Origin of the sequence: Candidatus Ichthyocystis sparus, from assembly GCF_900078745.1 — a bacterium.
In the GTDB taxonomy this organism is placed as follows: Bacteria; Pseudomonadota; Gammaproteobacteria; order Burkholderiales; family 2013Ark19i; genus Ichthyocystis; species Ichthyocystis sparus.
Window position 1 is genome coordinate 132,465 of record NZ_FKII01000061.1, and the last position, 18,035, is coordinate 150,499.

The 18,035-nt window shown below is 39.6% G+C and carries 16 protein-coding genes, 1 tRNA gene, 1 other RNA gene and 1 pseudogene; 9 read left to right on the forward strand and 10 right to left on the reverse strand.

Annotated features, from left to right (window positions below):
- Window positions 1–28 precede the first annotated feature (28 nt).
- Together A6733_RS06275 and A6733_RS06280 are read left to right on the forward strand one after the other, a co-directional pair.
- A tRNA-Lys gene (locus tag A6733_RS06275) sits at window positions 29–104 on the forward strand.
- A 46-nt stretch (window positions 105–150) separates the two neighbouring features.
- On the forward strand, window positions 151–885 hold the full coding sequence (locus tag A6733_RS06280; protein ID WP_092460691.1) for a CADD family putative folate metabolism protein: 735 nt from the start codon (window positions 151–153) through the stop codon (window positions 883–885).
- On the opposite strand, the gene metK is transcribed toward A6733_RS06280, so the two are convergent.
- The 3 genes from metK to A6733_RS06295 form a co-directional block, all read right to left on the reverse strand.
- A complete protein-coding gene (gene metK / locus A6733_RS06285) occupies window positions 886–2,031 on the reverse strand; it encodes a methionine adenosyltransferase (protein ID WP_092402313.1) in 1,146 nt (381 codons plus the stop codon).
- Window positions 2,032–4,864: 2,833 nt separating this feature from the next.
- Complete coding sequence (dapF, locus tag A6733_RS06290) at window positions 4,865–5,743, reverse strand: diaminopimelate epimerase (RefSeq protein ID WP_092403284.1); 879 nt, start codon at window positions 5,741–5,743, stop codon at window positions 4,865–4,867.
- 13 nt (window positions 5,744–5,756) lie between these two features.
- Complete coding sequence (locus tag A6733_RS06295) at window positions 5,757–5,993, reverse strand: hypothetical protein (protein ID WP_141663298.1); 237 nt, start codon at window positions 5,991–5,993, stop codon at window positions 5,757–5,759.
- Between the two features lie 37 nt (window positions 5,994–6,030).
- Between A6733_RS06295 and A6733_RS06300 the strand changes: the two genes are divergently transcribed.
- Window positions 6,031–6,834: a sulfite exporter TauE/SafE family protein gene (locus A6733_RS06300; RefSeq protein WP_092403280.1), complete on the forward strand. Its 804-nt coding sequence runs from the start codon at window positions 6,031–6,033 to the stop codon at window positions 6,832–6,834.
- 215 nt (window positions 6,835–7,049) lie between these two features.
- Here the strand turns inward: A6733_RS06300 and A6733_RS06305 are convergent, their stop codons facing one another.
- The 3 genes from A6733_RS06305 to A6733_RS06315 are packed head-to-tail and all read right to left on the reverse strand — an operon-like array spanning window position 7,050 to window position 9,212.
- Window positions 7,050–7,562, reverse strand: coding sequence for a peroxiredoxin family protein (locus A6733_RS06305; protein ID WP_092403278.1), 513 nt, complete (start codon window positions 7,560–7,562; stop codon window positions 7,050–7,052).
- Between the two features lie 14 nt (window positions 7,563–7,576).
- Entirely contained in the window at window positions 7,577–8,143 is a 567-nt protein-coding gene (gene dcd / locus A6733_RS06310; protein ID WP_092403276.1) for a dCTP deaminase, read from the reverse strand.
- On the reverse strand, window positions 8,133–9,212 hold the full coding sequence (locus tag A6733_RS06315) for an Mrp/NBP35 family ATP-binding protein (protein ID WP_092414847.1): 1,080 nt from the start codon (window positions 9,210–9,212) through the stop codon (window positions 8,133–8,135). Before A6733_RS06315 ends, dcd begins: the two co-directional genes overlap by 11 nt.
- 59 nt (window positions 9,213–9,271) lie before the next feature.
- On the opposite strand from A6733_RS06315, the gene metG reads away from it, so the two are divergent.
- The 4 genes from metG to A6733_RS06335 all read left to right on the forward strand — a co-directional run bounded on the left by metG (window position 9,272) and on the right by A6733_RS06335 (window position 14,655).
- Entirely contained in the window at window positions 9,272–10,963 is a 1,692-nt protein-coding gene (gene metG / locus A6733_RS06320) for a methionine--tRNA ligase (protein ID WP_092403272.1), read from the forward strand.
- On the forward strand, window positions 10,960–12,357 hold the full coding sequence (locus tag A6733_RS06325; protein WP_092403270.1) for an L-serine ammonia-lyase: 1,398 nt from the start codon (window positions 10,960–10,962) through the stop codon (window positions 12,355–12,357). The genes metG and A6733_RS06325 overlap by 4 nt, the downstream gene beginning before the upstream one ends.
- A 7-nt stretch (window positions 12,358–12,364) precedes the next feature.
- The gene (locus tag A6733_RS06330) at window positions 12,365–12,982 is read left to right on the forward strand and encodes a MarC family protein (RefSeq protein ID WP_092403268.1); all 618 of its coding nucleotides are present in this window, start codon (window positions 12,365–12,367) and stop codon (window positions 12,980–12,982) included.
- 287 nt (window positions 12,983–13,269) lie between these two features.
- Window positions 13,270–14,655, forward strand: a complete 1,386-nt coding sequence (locus tag A6733_RS06335) for a high affinity choline transporter 1 (protein ID WP_242641604.1) — start codon at window positions 13,270–13,272, stop codon at window positions 14,653–14,655.
- A gap of 2 nt (window positions 14,656–14,657) precedes the next feature.
- Here the strand turns inward: A6733_RS06335 and A6733_RS06340 are convergent, their stop codons facing one another.
- A complete protein-coding gene (locus A6733_RS06340; RefSeq protein ID WP_092460695.1) occupies window positions 14,658–15,380 on the reverse strand; it encodes a YebC/PmpR family DNA-binding transcriptional regulator in 723 nt (240 codons plus the stop codon).
- A 143-nt stretch (window positions 15,381–15,523) separates the two neighbouring features.
- Between A6733_RS06340 and A6733_RS06345 the strand changes: the two genes are divergently transcribed.
- Together A6733_RS06345 and A6733_RS09880 are read left to right on the forward strand one after the other, a co-directional pair.
- Complete coding sequence (locus A6733_RS06345; RefSeq protein ID WP_092403262.1) at window positions 15,524–15,919, forward strand: NusG domain II-containing protein; 396 nt, start codon at window positions 15,524–15,526, stop codon at window positions 15,917–15,919.
- Window positions 15,900–16,346 (forward strand): annotated as a pseudogene (locus A6733_RS09880) (Gx transporter family protein); the annotation flags it as partial. The gene A6733_RS06345 and the pseudogene A6733_RS09880, both read left to right, overlap by 20 nt.
- Before the next feature lie 68 nt (window positions 16,347–16,414).
- On the opposite strand, the gene ffs reads toward A6733_RS09880, so the two are convergent.
- From ffs to A6733_RS06365, 3 genes are all read right to left on the reverse strand, one after another.
- Window positions 16,415–16,512, reverse strand: an RNA gene (ffs, locus tag A6733_RS06355) — signal recognition particle sRNA small type.
- A 58-nt stretch (window positions 16,513–16,570) separates the two neighbouring features.
- Window positions 16,571–17,488 carry an aspartate carbamoyltransferase catalytic subunit gene (locus A6733_RS06360; protein ID WP_092403260.1) on the reverse strand — a complete coding sequence of 306 codons (918 nt, stop codon included), beginning with the start codon at window positions 17,486–17,488 and terminating at the stop codon, window positions 16,571–16,573.
- Between the two features lie 13 nt (window positions 17,489–17,501).
- On the reverse strand, window positions 17,502–18,029 hold the full coding sequence (locus A6733_RS06365; RefSeq protein WP_092403258.1) for a type III secretion system chaperone: 528 nt from the start codon (window positions 18,027–18,029) through the stop codon (window positions 17,502–17,504).
- Window positions 18,030–18,035 lie beyond the last annotated feature (6 nt).

An 18,035-nucleotide genomic window follows, 5' to 3' on the forward strand; every position in this document is an offset into this window, starting at 1 on the left:
CGCAAGTTTCCTATACTGTTGGGTGTTTGGGTCGTTAGCTCAGCTGGTAGAGCAGCGGACTTTTAATCCGTTGGTCGCGCGTTCGATCCGCGCACGGCCCACCACGTAAAAATTTATGCTTACCTTACTTGTTTGCGGGCTCATACTTATATGGCTAATTTATCATCCGAAAATTGTGTAAGAAATTCTCTGGACTCTATAATTGATCTGAGAAGAATGCTCGATCACAGATATTATGTAAAATGGAGAATGGGTCTTTTGAGTGTGTTACATATCAAAAAGTATGCTAAGGAGTATTTTAAGTTTGTTTTGGACGAGCCCAGGTTCTTAAGCGCAATTCATAGTAATACACCCAATTTCCCCACAGAGGGTGATCCTTGTGGCATTTCTATCCGACAAAGAATCCTTTCTAATCTAGTTGGAGAAGAGCAGGGAGATGAAAACCACCCAGAACTGTGGAGAAATTTCTGTCTCTCTTTAGGAATGGAAGAGTCTGATATGCTGGACAAAGATACTCTGCCTGGCACAAGGAATTTGCTTGATTGTTTTCACAAAATTTGCAGGGATGAGCCGTTCTACAACGGTCTTGCAGCCATGTATGCATTTGAATCACAAATTCCAGAGGTTGCGGGACAAAAGATTACGGGCCTGAGAGATTTTTACGGGTTAACAGATCCTGACTCCTACAAGTTTTTCTCCGTACATGAAAAGGCTGATGTGATCCACTCTTCAGAAGAGGCTGAAATATTAGAACGTATTGTGGATTCGGAAGAAAAGTTATCGTCCGTGAAGTCAGCCTGCCAGAGAGCAGCGGATGCTTTACTAGGATTTTTAGATTCCATAGATACAACTTATTGCTCGGACATTAGCTGCGCTCTTCCTTAATCATAAGGCAGCGGCTATGTCGTACACCTTGTCAGTTGCCTCCCAAGAAAATTCTGGCTCGTTTCGGCCGAAGTGGCCGAATGATGCTGTTTTTAGGTATATTGCTCTTCTCAAGGACAGGGACTCTATTATTCCCTGAGGTGTAAGATCAAAGCAACGCAAAATACCCCTTCTAAGCTCGTCCTTAGGTATTATAGATGTTCCAAATGTATTAACAGATATGCTTACTGGCGCGGTGAGTCCTATAGCATAGGATATTTGCACGCAACATCTCTTGGCCAAACCAGCAGCTACAACATTCTTTGCTACATACCTAGCAGCATAGGCCGCTGACCGATCTACTTTTGATGGATCCTTCCCAGAAAATGCCCCACCGCCATGAGGTACAGCTCCCCCGTAAGTATCAACAACTATCTTCCTTCCAGTAAGACCACAATCACCTAGAGGTCCTCCTATTACGAATCTTCCGGTGGGATTAATAAAAAAGTTAATGTTCTTCTGTTCAGGAAGGTCTGGCAACATTGGTTTTATTATTTCTTCTAAGACAGACTCAACCAAATCCTTATGGGTAACATCCTCCCTATGTTGAGTAGAAAAAACTATGGTATCAACAGCAACTGGACGATCATCACGATAGCTTATGCTAACTTGTGATTTTGCATCAGGCATTAACCAAGGCAATCTACCGTCTCTTCTAACCTCACTATGCCGTTGCATTAAACGGTGTGCCAACCAAACAGGCATGGGCATAAAAGACTTTGTTTCATCAGAAGCATACCCAAACACCGACCCCTGGTCTCCTGCCGCCAACTCTTTTCCTTTAAAAACAGCAGTAGAAATATCAGGACTCTGCTCTCCATAGAAAACATTTATCTTGCAATTGTTTGCATTAATACCTGTATTTTCATCAACATAACCAACATTAAGAATAACCTTCCTAACTATACATTCATAATCAACAGAAGCTAAGGAGGATATTTCTCCTGCTAGTACAACAACGTTACCAGCTACAAGAGTTTCGGCCGCAACTCTCGACATAGGATCATAGGACAAAAGAGCATCAAGAATTCCATCAGAAATCTGATCAGCCAATTTATCTGGATGGCCCTCAGAAACAGATTCAGAAGTACTGACAACAAGAGACATAAGGAAAGGCCTTGCCAAAAAGTAAATACTTTAATAGCTGTTATTATAGGGCCTTTGTATCAGCTTTTATAACTCCATTTTATGAAAAATAAACAAGTGGCTTAAAAGTATCCACACACCGGAAACACATTCCCATAATGTTTCACGTGAAACATTACTGTGGAACTGCAAGTAAGTGGCACCGCCCAAACGCCAATAAGTTAGCTTCAATTCATAAGATTAGGACAAAAGGGCATCGAGGTTATATCAGAAATCCTACCGGCCAACTGGTTTGGATAAGCCTCAGAATAACCCCATTTTATGAAATAACCAACAAATGACTTAAGAGTATTTATACCCCGGAAACACATTCCCATAATGTTTCACGTGAAACATTGCTGTAGGACTGCAAGTAGGTGGTCTTCCAAATTCCAATAATATTAGCTTCAATTCATAGGATTACGACAAAAGGGCATCGAGGTTCTATCAGAAATCCTACCGGCCAACTGGTTTGAATGACCCTCGGAATAACTCCATTTTATGAAAAACCAACAAATGACTTAAGAGTATTTATACCCCGGAAACACATTCCCATAATGTTTCACGTGAAACATTGCTGTAGGACTGCAAGTAGGTAGTGCCTTCCAAACTCCAATAATATTAGCTTCAATTCATAGGATTACGACAAAAGGGCATCGAGGTTCTATCAGAAATCCTACCGGCCAACTGGTTTGAATGACCCTCAGAATAACCCCATTTTATGAAAAACCAACAAATGACTTAAGAGTATTTACACCCCGGAAACACATTCCCATAATGTTTCACGTGAAACATTGCTGTAGGACTGCAAGTAGGCAGTGCCTTCCAAACTCCAATAATATTAGCTTCAATTCATAGGATTACGACAAAAGGGCATTGAGAGTTCCATCAGAAATCTGATCGGACAACTGGTTTAGATGACCCTCGGAATAACCCCATTCTATGAAAAATAAACAAATGGCTTAAGAGTATTTATACACCGGAAACACATTCCCATAATGTTTCACGTGAAACATTGCTGTAGGACTGCAAGTAGGTGGGTACCTTCCAAATTCCAAATATTAGCTTCAATTCATAGGATTAGGGCAAAAGGACATTGAGAGTTCTGCCAGAAATCCGATCGGACAACTGGTTTGGATGACCCTCGGAATAACCCCATTTTATGAAAAACCAACAAATGGCTTAAGAGTATTTATACACCGGAAACACATTCCCATAATGTTTCACGTGAAACATTGCTGTAGGACTGCAAGTAGGTGGGTACCTTCCAAATTCCAAATATTAGCTTCAATTCATAGGATTAGGGCAAAAGGACATTGAGAGTTCTGCCAGAAATCCGATCGGACAACTGGTTTGGATGACCCTCGGAATAACCCCATTTTATGAAAAACCAACAAATGACTTAAGAGTATTTATACCCCGGAAACACATCCCCATAATGTTTCACGTGAAACATTGCTGTAGGACTGCAAGTAGGTAGTGCCTTCCAAACTCCAATAATATTAGCTTCAATTCATAGGATTACGACAAAAGAGCACCGAGAGTTCTATCAGAAATCTGACCGGCCAACTGGACTGGTTTGGATGACCCTCGGAATAACCCCATTTTATGAGAAATAAACAAATGACTTAAAAGTATTCATACACAGGAAACACATACCCATAATGTTTCACGTGAAACATTGCTGTAGGACTGCAAGTAGGTGGTGCCTTCCAAACTCCAATAATATTAGCTTCAATTCATAGGATTACGACAAAAGGGCATTGAGAGTTCTGCCAGAAATCCGATCGGCCAACTGGTTTGGATGACCCTCAGAATAACTCCATTTTATGAAAAACCAACAAATGACTTAAGAGTATTTATACCCCGGAAACACATTCCCATAATGTTTCACGTGAAACATTGCTGTAGGACTGCAAGTAGGTGGTGCCTTCCAAACTCCAATAATATTAGCTTCAATTCATAGGATTACGACAAAAGAGCACCGAGAGTTCTATCAGAAATCTGATCGACCAACTGGTTTGAATGACCCTCAGAATAACTCCATTTTATGAAAAACCAACAAATGACTTAAGAGTATTTGTACCCCGGAAACACATTCACATAATGTTTCACGTGAAACATTGCTGTAGGACTGCAAGTAGGTGGGTACCTTCCAAATTCCAAATCATAGAACTAGGACAAAAGGGCATTGAAAGTTGTCAGAAATCCTACCGGCCAACTGGTTTGGATGACCCTCGGAATAACTCCATTTTATGAAAAACCAACAAATGACTTAAGAGTATTTGTACCCCGGAAGCACATTCCCATAATGTTTCACGTGAAACATTGCTGTGGAACTGCAAGTAGGTGGTACCTTCCAAATTCCAAATATTAGCTTCAATTGATAGGATTAGGACAAAAGGACATTGAGAGTTCTGCCAGAAATCCGATCGGCCAACTGATTTGAACGACCCTCAGAATAACCCCATTTTATGAAAAACCAACAAATGACTTAAGAGCATTTGTACCCCGGAAACACATTCCCATAATGTTTCACGTGAAACATTGCTGTAGGACTGCAAGTAGGTGGTGCCTTCCAAATTCCAAATATTAGCTTCAATTCATAGAACTAGGACAAAAGGGCATTGAAAGTTGTCAGAAATCTGATTGGCCAACTGGTTTGGATGAGCCTCAGAATAACTCCATTTTATGAGAAATAAACAAGTGACTTAAAAGTATCTATGCACCGGAAACACATTCCCATGATGTTTCACGTGAAACATTGCTATAGAGTGCACCTTCCAAATTCCAATAATATTAGCTTCAATTTTTTTTATTGTTTATTACCAGAAGAAATTTTATCTCCTACAAGAACTTCCATCCAATTTGTAGGAAAGTCTCCACAGAAGGAGCAACTTGCACTACCTATTAAAAAAATGTCCTTCTGGCAATCAATCCATTCAACAACCAACTCTCCAACCAGAAGACGAACATTTACACGATGAGATAAAAAACCTGCTCTAATACCAGAAGCTACAGCAGCGCAGGATGCACTACCACATCCTGTAGTTAACCCTGAACCCCTTTCAAAGGTTACCAATCTAATATCTGAAGAACTAACAACATCACAAAAAGAAATATTTATGCCATCAACCGGATCAATAACCTTCATCAAATGAGTGGCAACACAACCAACTAGGTCATATGGTAGGTTCTGATTAAAAACAATAGCATGGGGATTACCTAGAAAAACTCGTATTACAGGCCACCACCTTTCAACGGCACATGGAAACTCATAAATGGAAAAATCCCCGTCACGAGCAAATTCAGGAATACCCATCTTAATTTTTACTACCCCAGAAACAATAGTTGCCTCAACTACAGCCTTGCCCATTTGAAAAACTATTCCTGTACTTCTGGAATATAACTTTTCAAAGGCGTACAAAGCAATACACCGAGCACCATTCCCACACTGAAAGGCTTCTTTGCCATCGGAATTAAATATTCTACAAAAAAACATCTGATCACTTTGAAGCGGGGGGCAAATAATAAGTAACTGATCACACCCTATACCAAACCTACGGTCACATATGCTGCGAATAGTCTCCTCATCCGGATTAATATCTACCCACATAGGCAAAATAACAAAATCATTCCCATTAGCCTGCATTTTATAAAACTTAAGCATTACTTCTCCAAGCAAGGCAAGCACGGATGGTAAAATATCACCTTGCAATTAAAGCAACAACAATTGCATAGCTTAGAACAATGGCCAAAGCAAAAGCGGTAATATCTACAAAACACTGTGCCACCCCACATAAAATACTAAAACCACAATAAGAATATCCTCTAATACAGCAATTACTACCTACAAACATTGCCCTAAAAATCCACATAAACACCAATATTAGTACAAAGAAATTAGTACAACTACGAGACAACTGGGATAATAGAATAGCCATGGTTACATAAGAGCCATGTTTCACAGAAGGAAAAGACATGGATATATCGTTGGGATGGATATTATATTATGTTGTCGCAGGATTAGTAACTGGATTCATATCAAATATAACAGGTCTTGGAGGGGGAATAATAAGCGTATCTGTACTAACACATGCATTCTACTTACAAAACCTCCCAAAAGACGAATCCTACCGTATAGCCCTAGCCACATCAGCCGTTCTCACCCTAATATCCTCTCTATCCAATGCCTACTTCAATTTCAAAAAAAGAAACTTCAAATGGAAATTAGTAAAAAGGTACTTTATGTATGTATTCATAGGAAGCACTGCAGGCGCGACAATCTCACACAACATACCTATAGTAGAACTAAAGTTGATCTTTATTGCTATTTGTCTCATGACAGTAACTAAAATGTTTTGGCAAAAAAAAGTAACCAACCAAGATAAAATGACAATACCATTGGAAGAAAAAAAAACATCAGGACTACTATTCGGTATATCCGGAGTAATAAGCTCTCTGGTGTCAGTAGGAGGAGGGGCAATATACGTGCCTCTTTTAAATGCTCACAGAATAGAAATGGCACAAGTAGTTGGAACATCTAGCCTGTTGGTGCTAACAACAGCTACAGGAACAATACTAGGACATGCTATCGGCAACATTAATAACCACAATGTTGAGCTTATAAAACTCCACATAGTGGTATACATGGGGATAGCAGTGCTAATAGGGTCAAGAGCAGGGGCTTTAGTACTAAACAGGATACCAGCAAAGTGGATAAAAATAACTTTCTTAGCTGCATTAATAACAAGCATGGCAAAAATGGCCTACGGCCTAATATGATAAATAGGAATCCTCCGCCTGTGCCGCATATAGCCACCATCTACGAACTACAACTATAAGTTGGCCAAGATATTTGCTTCAAGGGGCATCAATAAAGGCACCCGCTATCCGAGCAAAGGGAATACTGGCCATATGCAATGATCTCGATTCAAAGATTGAATGACTACTCGAACACCGCAGAGGATTATCATATTTTAAAGGTACAGCAAAACAAGTCAATAGGATACTACCTGATTGAATTTGCTAGGCAAAGCATTATTTATATCTCTATACAGCTCTGTGGGATCAATTTTACCTAGGTACCTCTTCCTTATACTACCATCTGCAACATTAACTAAAAATGACGTAGGAGTAGCGTATATACCACCAAAGCGCTGTTGAATTTTCTTGTCACTATCAATTAATACTGGATATGGGAAAAGTTGCTTGTTACGACTACTGAATTTATTAAACTCATCACGGCCGTCGTACCACATTGACACGCCTACGACATTAAATCCCTTGTTATGAAAATCAGACCAAACTTTTTTAATCAGAGGTAACTCTGAAACACAAGTTGGGCAACTTATAGACCAAAAATTTACCAGTACAATCCGGTCATGCTCATGTGCTATTGGCAATTCAGTCAATGAAACCCTAGTTACAGATAACGCAACCACTGACATTACAACAACAGCTGAAATAGAAACTATAATGAGCAACCTCTTAAAGAAAAATGCAGTATTCACAATGTTGCTCCTTTTTAAAGACGAGGAAGAGTAACACCCGTCTGACCACAATATTTTCCATCTCTTTCCTTATAGGAAACCCTGCACGGACTATCTGCGCTGAAAAATATCATTTGAGCGACGCCTTCGTGTGCATAAATTTTTGCGGGCAGTGGGGTGGTATTAGAAAACTCCAAAGTTACGTGACCCTCCCATTCGGGCTCCAATGGCGTAACGTTAACAATAATCCCACATCGTGCGTATGTAGACTTTCCTACACAAATTGTCAGCACATCACGAGGAATTTTGAAATACTCTATAGTTCTAGCTAAAGCAAATGAATTAGGCGGAATAACGCACTCATCTCCTTCAAAATCTACAAAGGAACGATCATCAAATTTTTTGGGGTCAACAATTACATTGTTTATGTTAGTAAAAATTTTAAATTGACCTGCACATCTTACGTCGTACCCATAGCTAGATACCCCATAAGAGATATAAGATTTATCAGCTGTTTTTCGTACCTGACGATCAGAAAAAGGTTCAATCATACCTTTCTCACAAGCCATATAAATAATCCACTCATCAGATTTAACTCCCATTATCCTTCCCATTTCCTTTGGCAATCGGCTTAATTTCAATTTTTACTCTCCGCGAGGACTTGCTCTTAAGACGTGATAAACTAACAGCCAACTTTCTAGCAATATCAGATATCTTAACCTTAAAGTCTGAATCACAACCCGATCCAATAGAAAGAGGTAGCTGACCCAGAAGATCAATTCTAGCCTCATTAGCCAACCTGTCTCCGGCTCCTTGACCAAATAAAAAATGCCTATGTGAGCAATTAGAACAACTAAAAAAACTCATGTTCTCAATTATACCAAGCACTGGAATATCTACTCTCTGGAAGAGATGCAAGCTACGTCGCGCATCGTAGAACGACAGGGGATGGGGAGTAGTAACAATAACTGAGGCAGTAACAGGAACCTTTTGTGAAAGAGTTAAGTAAATATCTCCTGTACCAGGTGGCATATCAATAACCAAGATATCAAGGCTTCCCCAACATGTCTTGGTAAGAAGCTGATTCAAAGCCTGAGTTGCCATAGGACCACGCCAAGCCACTGCAGATTCTGGTCGAACTAGGTGTCCAATGGACATAACAGACAAACCATCTACCTGTATAGGTAACATCATATCATTTTCATCAAGATCAGGTTTATCATCCCAATTATCAATTAACTGTGGCAATGATGGGCCATAAATATCAGCATCTAATAAGCCTACAGAAGCTCCATCTTCAACGTACGATTTGGCAATAGCCAATGCTACTGTTGATTTTCCTACACCTCCTTTGCCAGAAGCCACTACGAGCGTATTCTTAACGTGAGGCATAGAATCCATTCCTCTAGCATTTTCATGAGCAGAAAATCCACTAGAAACAGATATGTCAAAAGATTTGTTAGGAAAATTATCAGCTAACAAGACCCTTATCTGCTCACTCAAAACAGAATGATAGCTTTGCGCAGGGTATGGAAGAAGAACCCGTACCGAATTATCCTCTACAGTTAATTGGCCAGATTCAACTAACAACTCCCCCTGGTATGGGTCATAGAGTTTTGATAAGACATTGCAAACTTCATGAGAATTGACATACATTATTACCTCACTCAAGCCCTAATCCCCAGGGCTGCCACTAATTGCTTTGTGAATCGTACACGGGGAAAAACCTTATGAAAAGAAATGTTCTTGTTACATCGGCATTACCCTACGCTAACGGCCCTATACACCTTGGACATCTAATCGAGTATATACAATCTGATATATGGTGCCGTTACCACAAGCTATCAGACACAAACTGCTGGTATGTTTGCGCAGATGACGCACACGGAACCCCCGTAATGATCAGTGCTCAAAAAAGTAATATATCACCGGAAGAAATGATTGATAGAACAAAAAAAGATCATATACGTGATTTATCTGCATTTGGGATAGAATTTGACCACTACTCATCAACCCATACAGCCACCAATAAATATCACGTTTATCGAATTTATAACTCACTCAAGGCAAAAGGGCTCATCGACAAAAAATCTGTTGATCAACTATTTGATAAAGAAAAAAATGTTTTCCTACCAGACCGCTTTATCAAAGGTGAATGTCCTAAGTGTACGGCTCTGGATCAATATGGAGACGGATGTGAAGTATGTGGGTCCGTATATTCTCCAACGGAACTAAAAAGCCCGTACTCTGTTCTTAGTAAGTCAGTCCCTGTAATGAGAGCATCAGATCACTATTTCTTTCGTCTATCTGATAGTCGGTGTGTTTCTTTCCTGAAAGAATGGATACCAACTGCTGTACAGGATGAAACAGTACGAAAGCTTAAAGAATGGATAGGCGATAGTAGTAGTGGAGAAGCAAATTTGGCTGACTGGGATATTTCAAGAGATAAGCCATACTTCGGGTTTTCCATACCTGACGAGCCCGATAAATTTTTTTACGTATGGTTTGATGCCCCGATAGCCTATATAGCAACCTCTCACGAACTATGCAATGCAAATAAATTGTCTTGGAAGGATATATGGGAACCAGATTCAGAGTACGAAATTTACCACTTCATAGGCAAAGATATAGTTTACTTCCATACTCTTTTCTGGCCTTCATTGCTAAAATTCTCCGATACGAAACTACCTACTAAGGTTTTCATTCATGGATTTCTAACAATAAATCATGAAAAAATGTCTAAATCGAGAGGTAATTTCGTAAGTGCTAACGATTACCTATCGGCAAATCTAGACCCGGAGTGGATGAGATACTATGTAGCGGCTCACTCTGGGCGGGCAATTAAGGATATAGACCTAAACTGGACTGAGTTTCACAGCTTAATAAATAGTAATCTGATAGGAAAATACATAAATGTATTTAGCAGATCAGTAAAGTTTGCAGATATTCTAGGCGGAAACCTTCTAGCGTATGCTAAATTGGAGCAGGATGCCAAAGAACTTGAGATTAAACTACTAGAAATTAGGTCTAACATCCTTAAACTATATGAACTAAGAGAATTTTCTAAAGTAACACGTGAGGTAATGGGTGCTGCAGACAAAATAAATAAATACATAGATGAAAAAAAGCCTTGGCTATTGGTAAAGAATAGGTCAAAAGAGAACGACTACAAGCTGCTTTCGTGTGTATCTGCTGCCATAAGGGGATTCGTGATACTTACACTATACATGAAGCCAATAATTCCACGAACGGCACAAAGAGTAGAGGAAATGCTTGATTGTGGTTGTTGCATAGACGCGAGTACTCTACCGCGTTTGGAGCATGTAAGTATAGCGGTATCTCAAGATAGAACGCAATTGATGAACCGAGTTGGTCCAGAACACGAGGGCATGTTTACTTTTGACCAAAAGGATAAAAAATGAATAACCCAAAGTACCTAAGCATGTTTGATATGTTTAAAATAGGTATAGGCCCATCTAGTTCTCATACTGTAGGACCTATGGTTGCATCTGCTAGGTTCGTAAAAGAGTATGTAAGTCTTATTGATAAAACAGAGTCTATTCGTATAGTGCTTCATGGATCACTTGCAGCAACAGGAAAGGGTCATGGCACGGATAAAGCTGTAATCTCAGGACTTCTGGGACTAAATCCTGAAACTGTAGATCCTAATGAAATAGAGTTGATATTTAATAAGGCATTAGAAGAAAAACATATTGGACTTGGGGGAGTTAAAAACATTCCTTTCAACTACGAAACGGACATGTTTTTCGACAAAATACCATTGGATTTTCATCCAAATGCTTTAACGCTATCGCTTATTGACAAGGATGGTAATTGTTTAAAGACAAAAACATACTTTTCAGTTGGTGGTGGATTCATACAGGAACAAGGTGAGTGCGATCGTATTTACAGTAACAAAGCTACTAAACTGGTTCCATATCCTTTTAAATCAGCCAATGAACTTCTACAAATGTGTAATGAGCACGAACTAACCATTAGTGAGCTCATCTTGAAAAACGAAATGACCTTCTTGACGTACGATCAAATAATGGAAAAAACACTAAAAATATGGGATACCATGAAAGAATGTATAGAAATAGGATGTCGTACAGACGGAACTTTACCTGGTGGGCTTAATGTACAAAGAAGAGCTTCAGAACTTTTCAGAAAACTGTCCAAACATGACAAAAGCAATATTGGATTTCTTGAAACATGTGACTGGATTAATCTTTATGCAATGGCAGTAAACGAACAAAACGCTGCAGGAGGAAGAGTTGTTACAGCACCAACTAACGGTGCTGCTGGAATAATACCTGCTGTTCTTAAATATAGCGAACAGTTCTTACCTCAGTTCAGTGATGAAATGGTATTACAATTTCTTTTGACGGCAACGGCAATCGGGATTTTGTTTAAAACCAATGCATCTATTTCCGGAGCTGAGGTTGGTTGTCAGGGAGAAGTAGGATCAGCTTCTTCAATGGCTGCGGCTGGCTTGGCATCAATAATGAATGGCACACCGTTACAGATAGAAAACGCAGCTGAGATTGCTATTGAACATTCTCTGGGATTAACTTGTGATCCCATTGGGGGGCTTGTTCAAATCCCATGTATAGAAAGAAATGCCATTGCTTCTGTAAAATCAGTAAATGCTGCGCGTCTGGCTTTAAATGGAACTGGATCGCACCAAATATCACTTGATAGTGCTATAGAAACAATGCGTGAAACTGGAAAAGACATGCAGAAAAAGTATAAAGAAACATCCGAAGGAGGATTGGCTGTTCATTATAAACGAACCGTAAACTTTATAAATTGTTGAGATTATAATGTCTTCTTCATCAATTAGTTATTTTATTTCTTCTCTTGCAATACTACTTCTCGTCCTTGATCCCCTTGGAAACATAGCGGCTGTAGTAGCAATACTCCACAGTGTTGCGCCCAGTCGTAGAAGATTTTTTATATTACGTGAAGGATTCATAGCTACGCTTATTCTTTTGTTATTTATGTTTTTTGGAAACGGGATTTTATCGCTAATTAAACTATCTAGTAGTTCTTTGCAAATATCAGGTGGAATACTACTGTTTATAATATCTCTAGACTTGGTATTTCCAGGGGGGACAGTAAAAAATGCAAGCTCAACTGAGGGCTGTATAACTCATGAAGAGCCTTTTATATTCCCAGTTGCAGTTCCTTTACTTGCTGGTCCGTCGGCAATAGCTACGGTGATGTTACTGTCTAACCAAAGTTCTAAATTATTGAATTCATCAGCTTTGATAATTGCAATGATAATCTCTACTATCACTTTGCTTTCATCGGAATGGATATATAAGAGTCTTGGAAAACAGACGATGAATGCTATTGTTCGCTTAATGGGGCTTATTCTAAGTACCATATCAGTTCAAATGGTATTAGCGGGAATAAAGGAATTCGTGCACTCAATGTAAATTTTAAAGCCATATAAATCCAGTATCATTGCGTCGTTTTTCGACGGCAACAGTTGACGCCACAAACTCGCAGAAAATATGTTCATATAAATAATATCCCAATTAATCGCACTTAAGCAATGAGTAAACATTGGCTAATAGGTAGATTAGGGCTATATAAAGTGCCATTTGTACGCAATATTAGGAAAAATTTCTTGAGTATTAATCAGCTTAGTAATACCCTTCTTCTTTCTCTCTTAGGTTTACCTGGGGAATAGCTCATGCTTATTACCTTAACTATCATTTACATGATCTTTTCGATAATAGTAGGAATTTCATCAAAATTTCTAGTTAAAGATTCTAGGGACTATGCTGTTGCTGGAAGATCATTGCCTCTTCCTATTGTTGTAGGAACAGTTTTTTCAACGTGGTTTGGATCAGAGTCTGTACTGGGAATACCCCCAGAGTTCATGAAGGGTGGAATATCAGCTATAGCAGAAGATCCTATAGGTACGGCGGTGTGTCTTTTCATAATCGCTGCCTTTTTTGTACGATATTGGTATAACGGTAATTTCCTAACCATAGGCGACTTCTACCGAGAGCGCTTCTCAAGAACTGTAGAGCTTCTCTGTTCGATAGCAATATCCATATCTTACGTAGGTTGGGTAGCTGCTCAGCTTACCGCATTTGGTCTGGTTGTAAATGCTCTTTCTCAGGGACTTATTTCCAAAATATCTGGCATAGTCATAGGTTCTAGTGTAATAATTACATACACTGTATACGGTGGGATGTGGTCATTGGCAATAATAGACTTTTTTCAAATGATAATAATTATCGGTGGTCTGATATATATCTCGTACCACATGTCTTTAAAGCTTCCAGCTCCTTCAGTAATCATACAATCAATGAGAGATTCAGGAAAACTTTCTTTTTCACCGGAAGGTCATTCAATAAAAAACACAATAGAAATGGTAGCTGCTGTTGCCACTGCTTCACTTGGATCAATACCTCAAGAAGATATTTTCCAGAGAATAATATCTGCTAAAAGTGTATTTACAGCTCGAACCGGAGTTATCTTGGCAGGGATTCTTTACTTTTTTATCGCTACATTACCAATACTAATACTAGCTTATGGCTTTATACTAGCACCTGATTTAGCCAACTCAGACAGTCAAGTCATACTACCTCAAATAATCATGCAGCATACTTCAATTGGGACCCAGGTAGTGTTCTTTGGGGCTATGCTGTCTGCTATCATGAGCACGGCAAGTGGAGGCTTACTAGCTCCTGCGACCATTCTAACGAAAAATCTTATACAGCAGTACATGTCACCGATGCCAGACTACATAGTACTTTTGGTAACTCGGGTGGTCGTAGTTGTATTTGGTACAGTTGCAACCATTTTTTCGGCTATATCCAATGACAGCATATATAACATGGTTACAAACTCGGATAAAATAACTATGGTAATTCCTTTCGTTCCTCTAGTTGCGGGAACATATTGGAAAAAAGCAAATACGTCGGGGGCTGTAATAGCTATAAGCATGGGAATAATAGTATGGCTTGGATTCTCCGGTAACAAGATTAACAGCGCGGTACCACCTCACATAGCGGGACTTATAGCAGCAACTATAGGAATGGTACTTGGGTCTTATCTTCCAGACGTAAGTGCAAAAATAAAACTTAGAGTTTAGTATTATAAAAAATTTACATTTGTAAATACTTCTCGAACATCGTCAATGTCCTCGAGAGAAGATACGAGCTTTCTTACTTTTTTTTCTGAATCTGGGGACAGTGTAATTTCTGCTTCCGGTTGCATAACTATCCTAGACAGCTCAGGCACAAGAGATGCCTCTTCAAAAGCATTCTTGATGTCAAAAAAAGATGACGGCAACGTTGTAACCTCAATTGATCCATCATCTTGCTTAACGACATCTTCTACTTCATGCGATAAAGCTACTCCCATTATTTGTTCTTCTGAAACATATGGAGAAAATACTAGTAAGCCGCAATGTTTGAACATATAGGACACGCATCCTTCTGTTCCTAGGTTTCCTCCATACTTAGAAAATTCGTGTCTAACGGCAGCAACGGTACGAACCTTATTGTCAGTTAAACAATCCACAATAATTGCAGCACTATCAGGAGCGTACCCCTCATAACGTACCTCAATGTACTCTGCACCAAACAAAGCGCCGCTTCCCCTTTGTATTGCCCTATTAACAGTGTCTTTAGGCATATTGGAAGCACTAGCCTTTTCCATAGCTAAACGCAATGCCGGATTAGAACTGGGGTCCGCTCCTCCCTTTTTAGTAGAAACAGTAATTTCACGAATTATCTTAGTAAAAATACTACCTTTTTTTGCATCAGCAGCAGCTTTCTGATGCTTAATATTTGCCCACTTTGAATGTCCTGACATAAAAACTACCTTAAAAAAACACTCCGCAAACATTGTATCAAAACGAATTATGCGAATAAAATTCAAATTGTCTTTAGTCTTAGAGTTATATTGACTACATAATATTGATTTCTTAAAAATATACTAGGATAACGGGGTTGGTTGTGAGCAACGAATTGGTAAAGATACTAAAGGAAATGTCATCCCCAAGGATAGGAGACATAGCTGTAATTGCTGTCTTACTAATAGCAATAGGAACACAAATTACCACCCATACAAGCAACGGCCCGCTTTATCTAATCGTACGTAAATCAGGAAAAATCACACATAAGTATTTATTACCATTAAGGCAAAAGATTAAACTGAACGGGGCAATAGGATTTACTGAAGTAGAAATAAGTGATTATCGTGTACGAGTAACAAAGGACCCTGGCCCAAGACAAATATGTGTTAGACAAGGTTGGATAGAAAAAAACAACTCTGTTCTAATTTGCGCCCCAAGTGAAATAACACTTGAAATTAAAGGAGATAAGCATCAATATGACAGCACGTCCTACTAAACACATATCTTACACTCCTAATCCAGACGATGCACTGATATCGCAGCTTGCAGCTCTATCTATAGGATTATCAGCAATAGACAACAGCCTTCCTAGCATATTCTTGGGAATAAAGCCTGGGCTAGCGAACATAATAACTCTGTTTGCATACAACACCGGGGGGATAAACAGAGCAACGTGGGTGGCTACATTAAGGATAATATCAGCCGGACTTATTTTTGGTTCGCTGGGTACCCCTGGGTTCATACTATCAATATCGGGATCAACACTGAGCCTAGCATCGCTTATATTAGCTAAATATCTGCCACAAAAATACTTCAGCCTGATTTCAACTAGCATAATATGCGCTATATTCCACTACGTAGGGCAAATATCGGCCGCGTACGTAGTACTAATACCATCAAAATCACTGTTTAGTCTCATACCGATATTTGTAATATCAGCAGTAGTGACAGGATACATCAATGGATCCATAGCCAATCATCTGATTAAAAATACTACGAGCCTTACCCCGGCACTAAAGTAAATCCGCTTTGGCTGCTTTCTTCCGAACCTGACCAGGTATGCAAACCACCCATGCGAGGAGGCCCGCGCCTAGGATTGTACCACAGTACCCATAAAAATTGGCAGACATATATGAAACGGCTGATATTACAAACAATTGTAAAGCCAAACTAAACAAGCCATTCTCATAAACACTCCTAACTCAACTTGCTCAAAAAATTTACAACAAGGAAGTGCAACTACATCATCAGATATCTCTAAATTACGATTAAGAGGCTGGGGATGAATTACTATGGCACCTTCCTTTAACCTTTCAGCGTGAGAACGCTTAAAGCCGTAATTAGCTACGTATTCATCCAAATTTATATTTTCATTATCCGAGAATCTTTCACGCTGTACTCTCAACAAAGAAACAACATCAACCCCAGAAAGTCCTTCCTCCAGAGAAGAGGTGGTATTGACAGAAGAAAATAAAACATCCTTACTAGGATCTGGAAGAAACGATGACGGTCCCACAAGGCGTATATCCCTGCAGCCAAGGGTCTTTAAAATCTGAACTTGTGATCTAGCAACACGACTATGAACAACATCACCAAGTATAAGAACAGAGACATCATCAAGCCTGGAGTTGTACTTACTTATACAAAAAACATCAAGTAAGCCTTGTGTTGGGTGATGTCTAGCCCCATGCCCACCACTTATCACATGAGCATCAAGTGGAAAGTCTACCAGCAACCGATCAAAAAAATCACCATCCGAATGTCTAATTATAAGAAAATCGGCACCTAGGCTGACTATATTACGGAGCGTATCCTCAAAAGTTTCACCTTTAGATAAAGAAGAACCATGGGAACAAAAATCGAAAACCTCAGCACCAACCCTACGTGCAGCAACCTCAAAGGATATTCTAGTTCTAGTAGAATCTTCTAAAAATACGGTAAACACACTCGAGCCACGCAGCTTGTCCAAAAGTAGTGAACCACTCCCAGCCAAAGCAGCCAACTCAAACAAGCGCTCCACATCTGATACGCTAAGCGCACCCGGATCAACTAAATGAAACGACAAAAAGCCCTCAAAATTAAGCTAAGCGAGAAAAATCAGGACGGCCACCGTCGTCATCTCCACCGCCATCAGTACCTGAAGGAGAAGGCCCGCCAGTACCACCAGCAGGAGCACGGCGATCATAACGACTCACCCCCTTCATTATCTCATCATTAACGGACTCCTTAACTTCCTTCGAGAACTCAACAAACTGAGTCAAAATGTTCTCAAAAAGCTGACAGTTAAGCATGTCGACAACATGAGAAAAAACAAGGGTAAGCTCAGACGAATTAGGATTAAGCGCCAGCCACGTACCTCGGTTCTCATTGGCATAAATATTGCGACGAAGAACTATCTCGTAGCCCTCCCTTACTTTGTAGTCAGGAATAACAAAAAGAGGGGCGAAGAAGACAACAAAGTCACCATTCTCCGGAACCTCTATGATCCAACGGTTAGTCCTGTCCTTATCAACAAGAACACAAACGCCATCAATAAGGGAAAACTTGGTCCCTAGCTTCTGAGAAATCTCTTTTAAAAAACCATCAATCTTAGTGGAATTATCCATGCCACA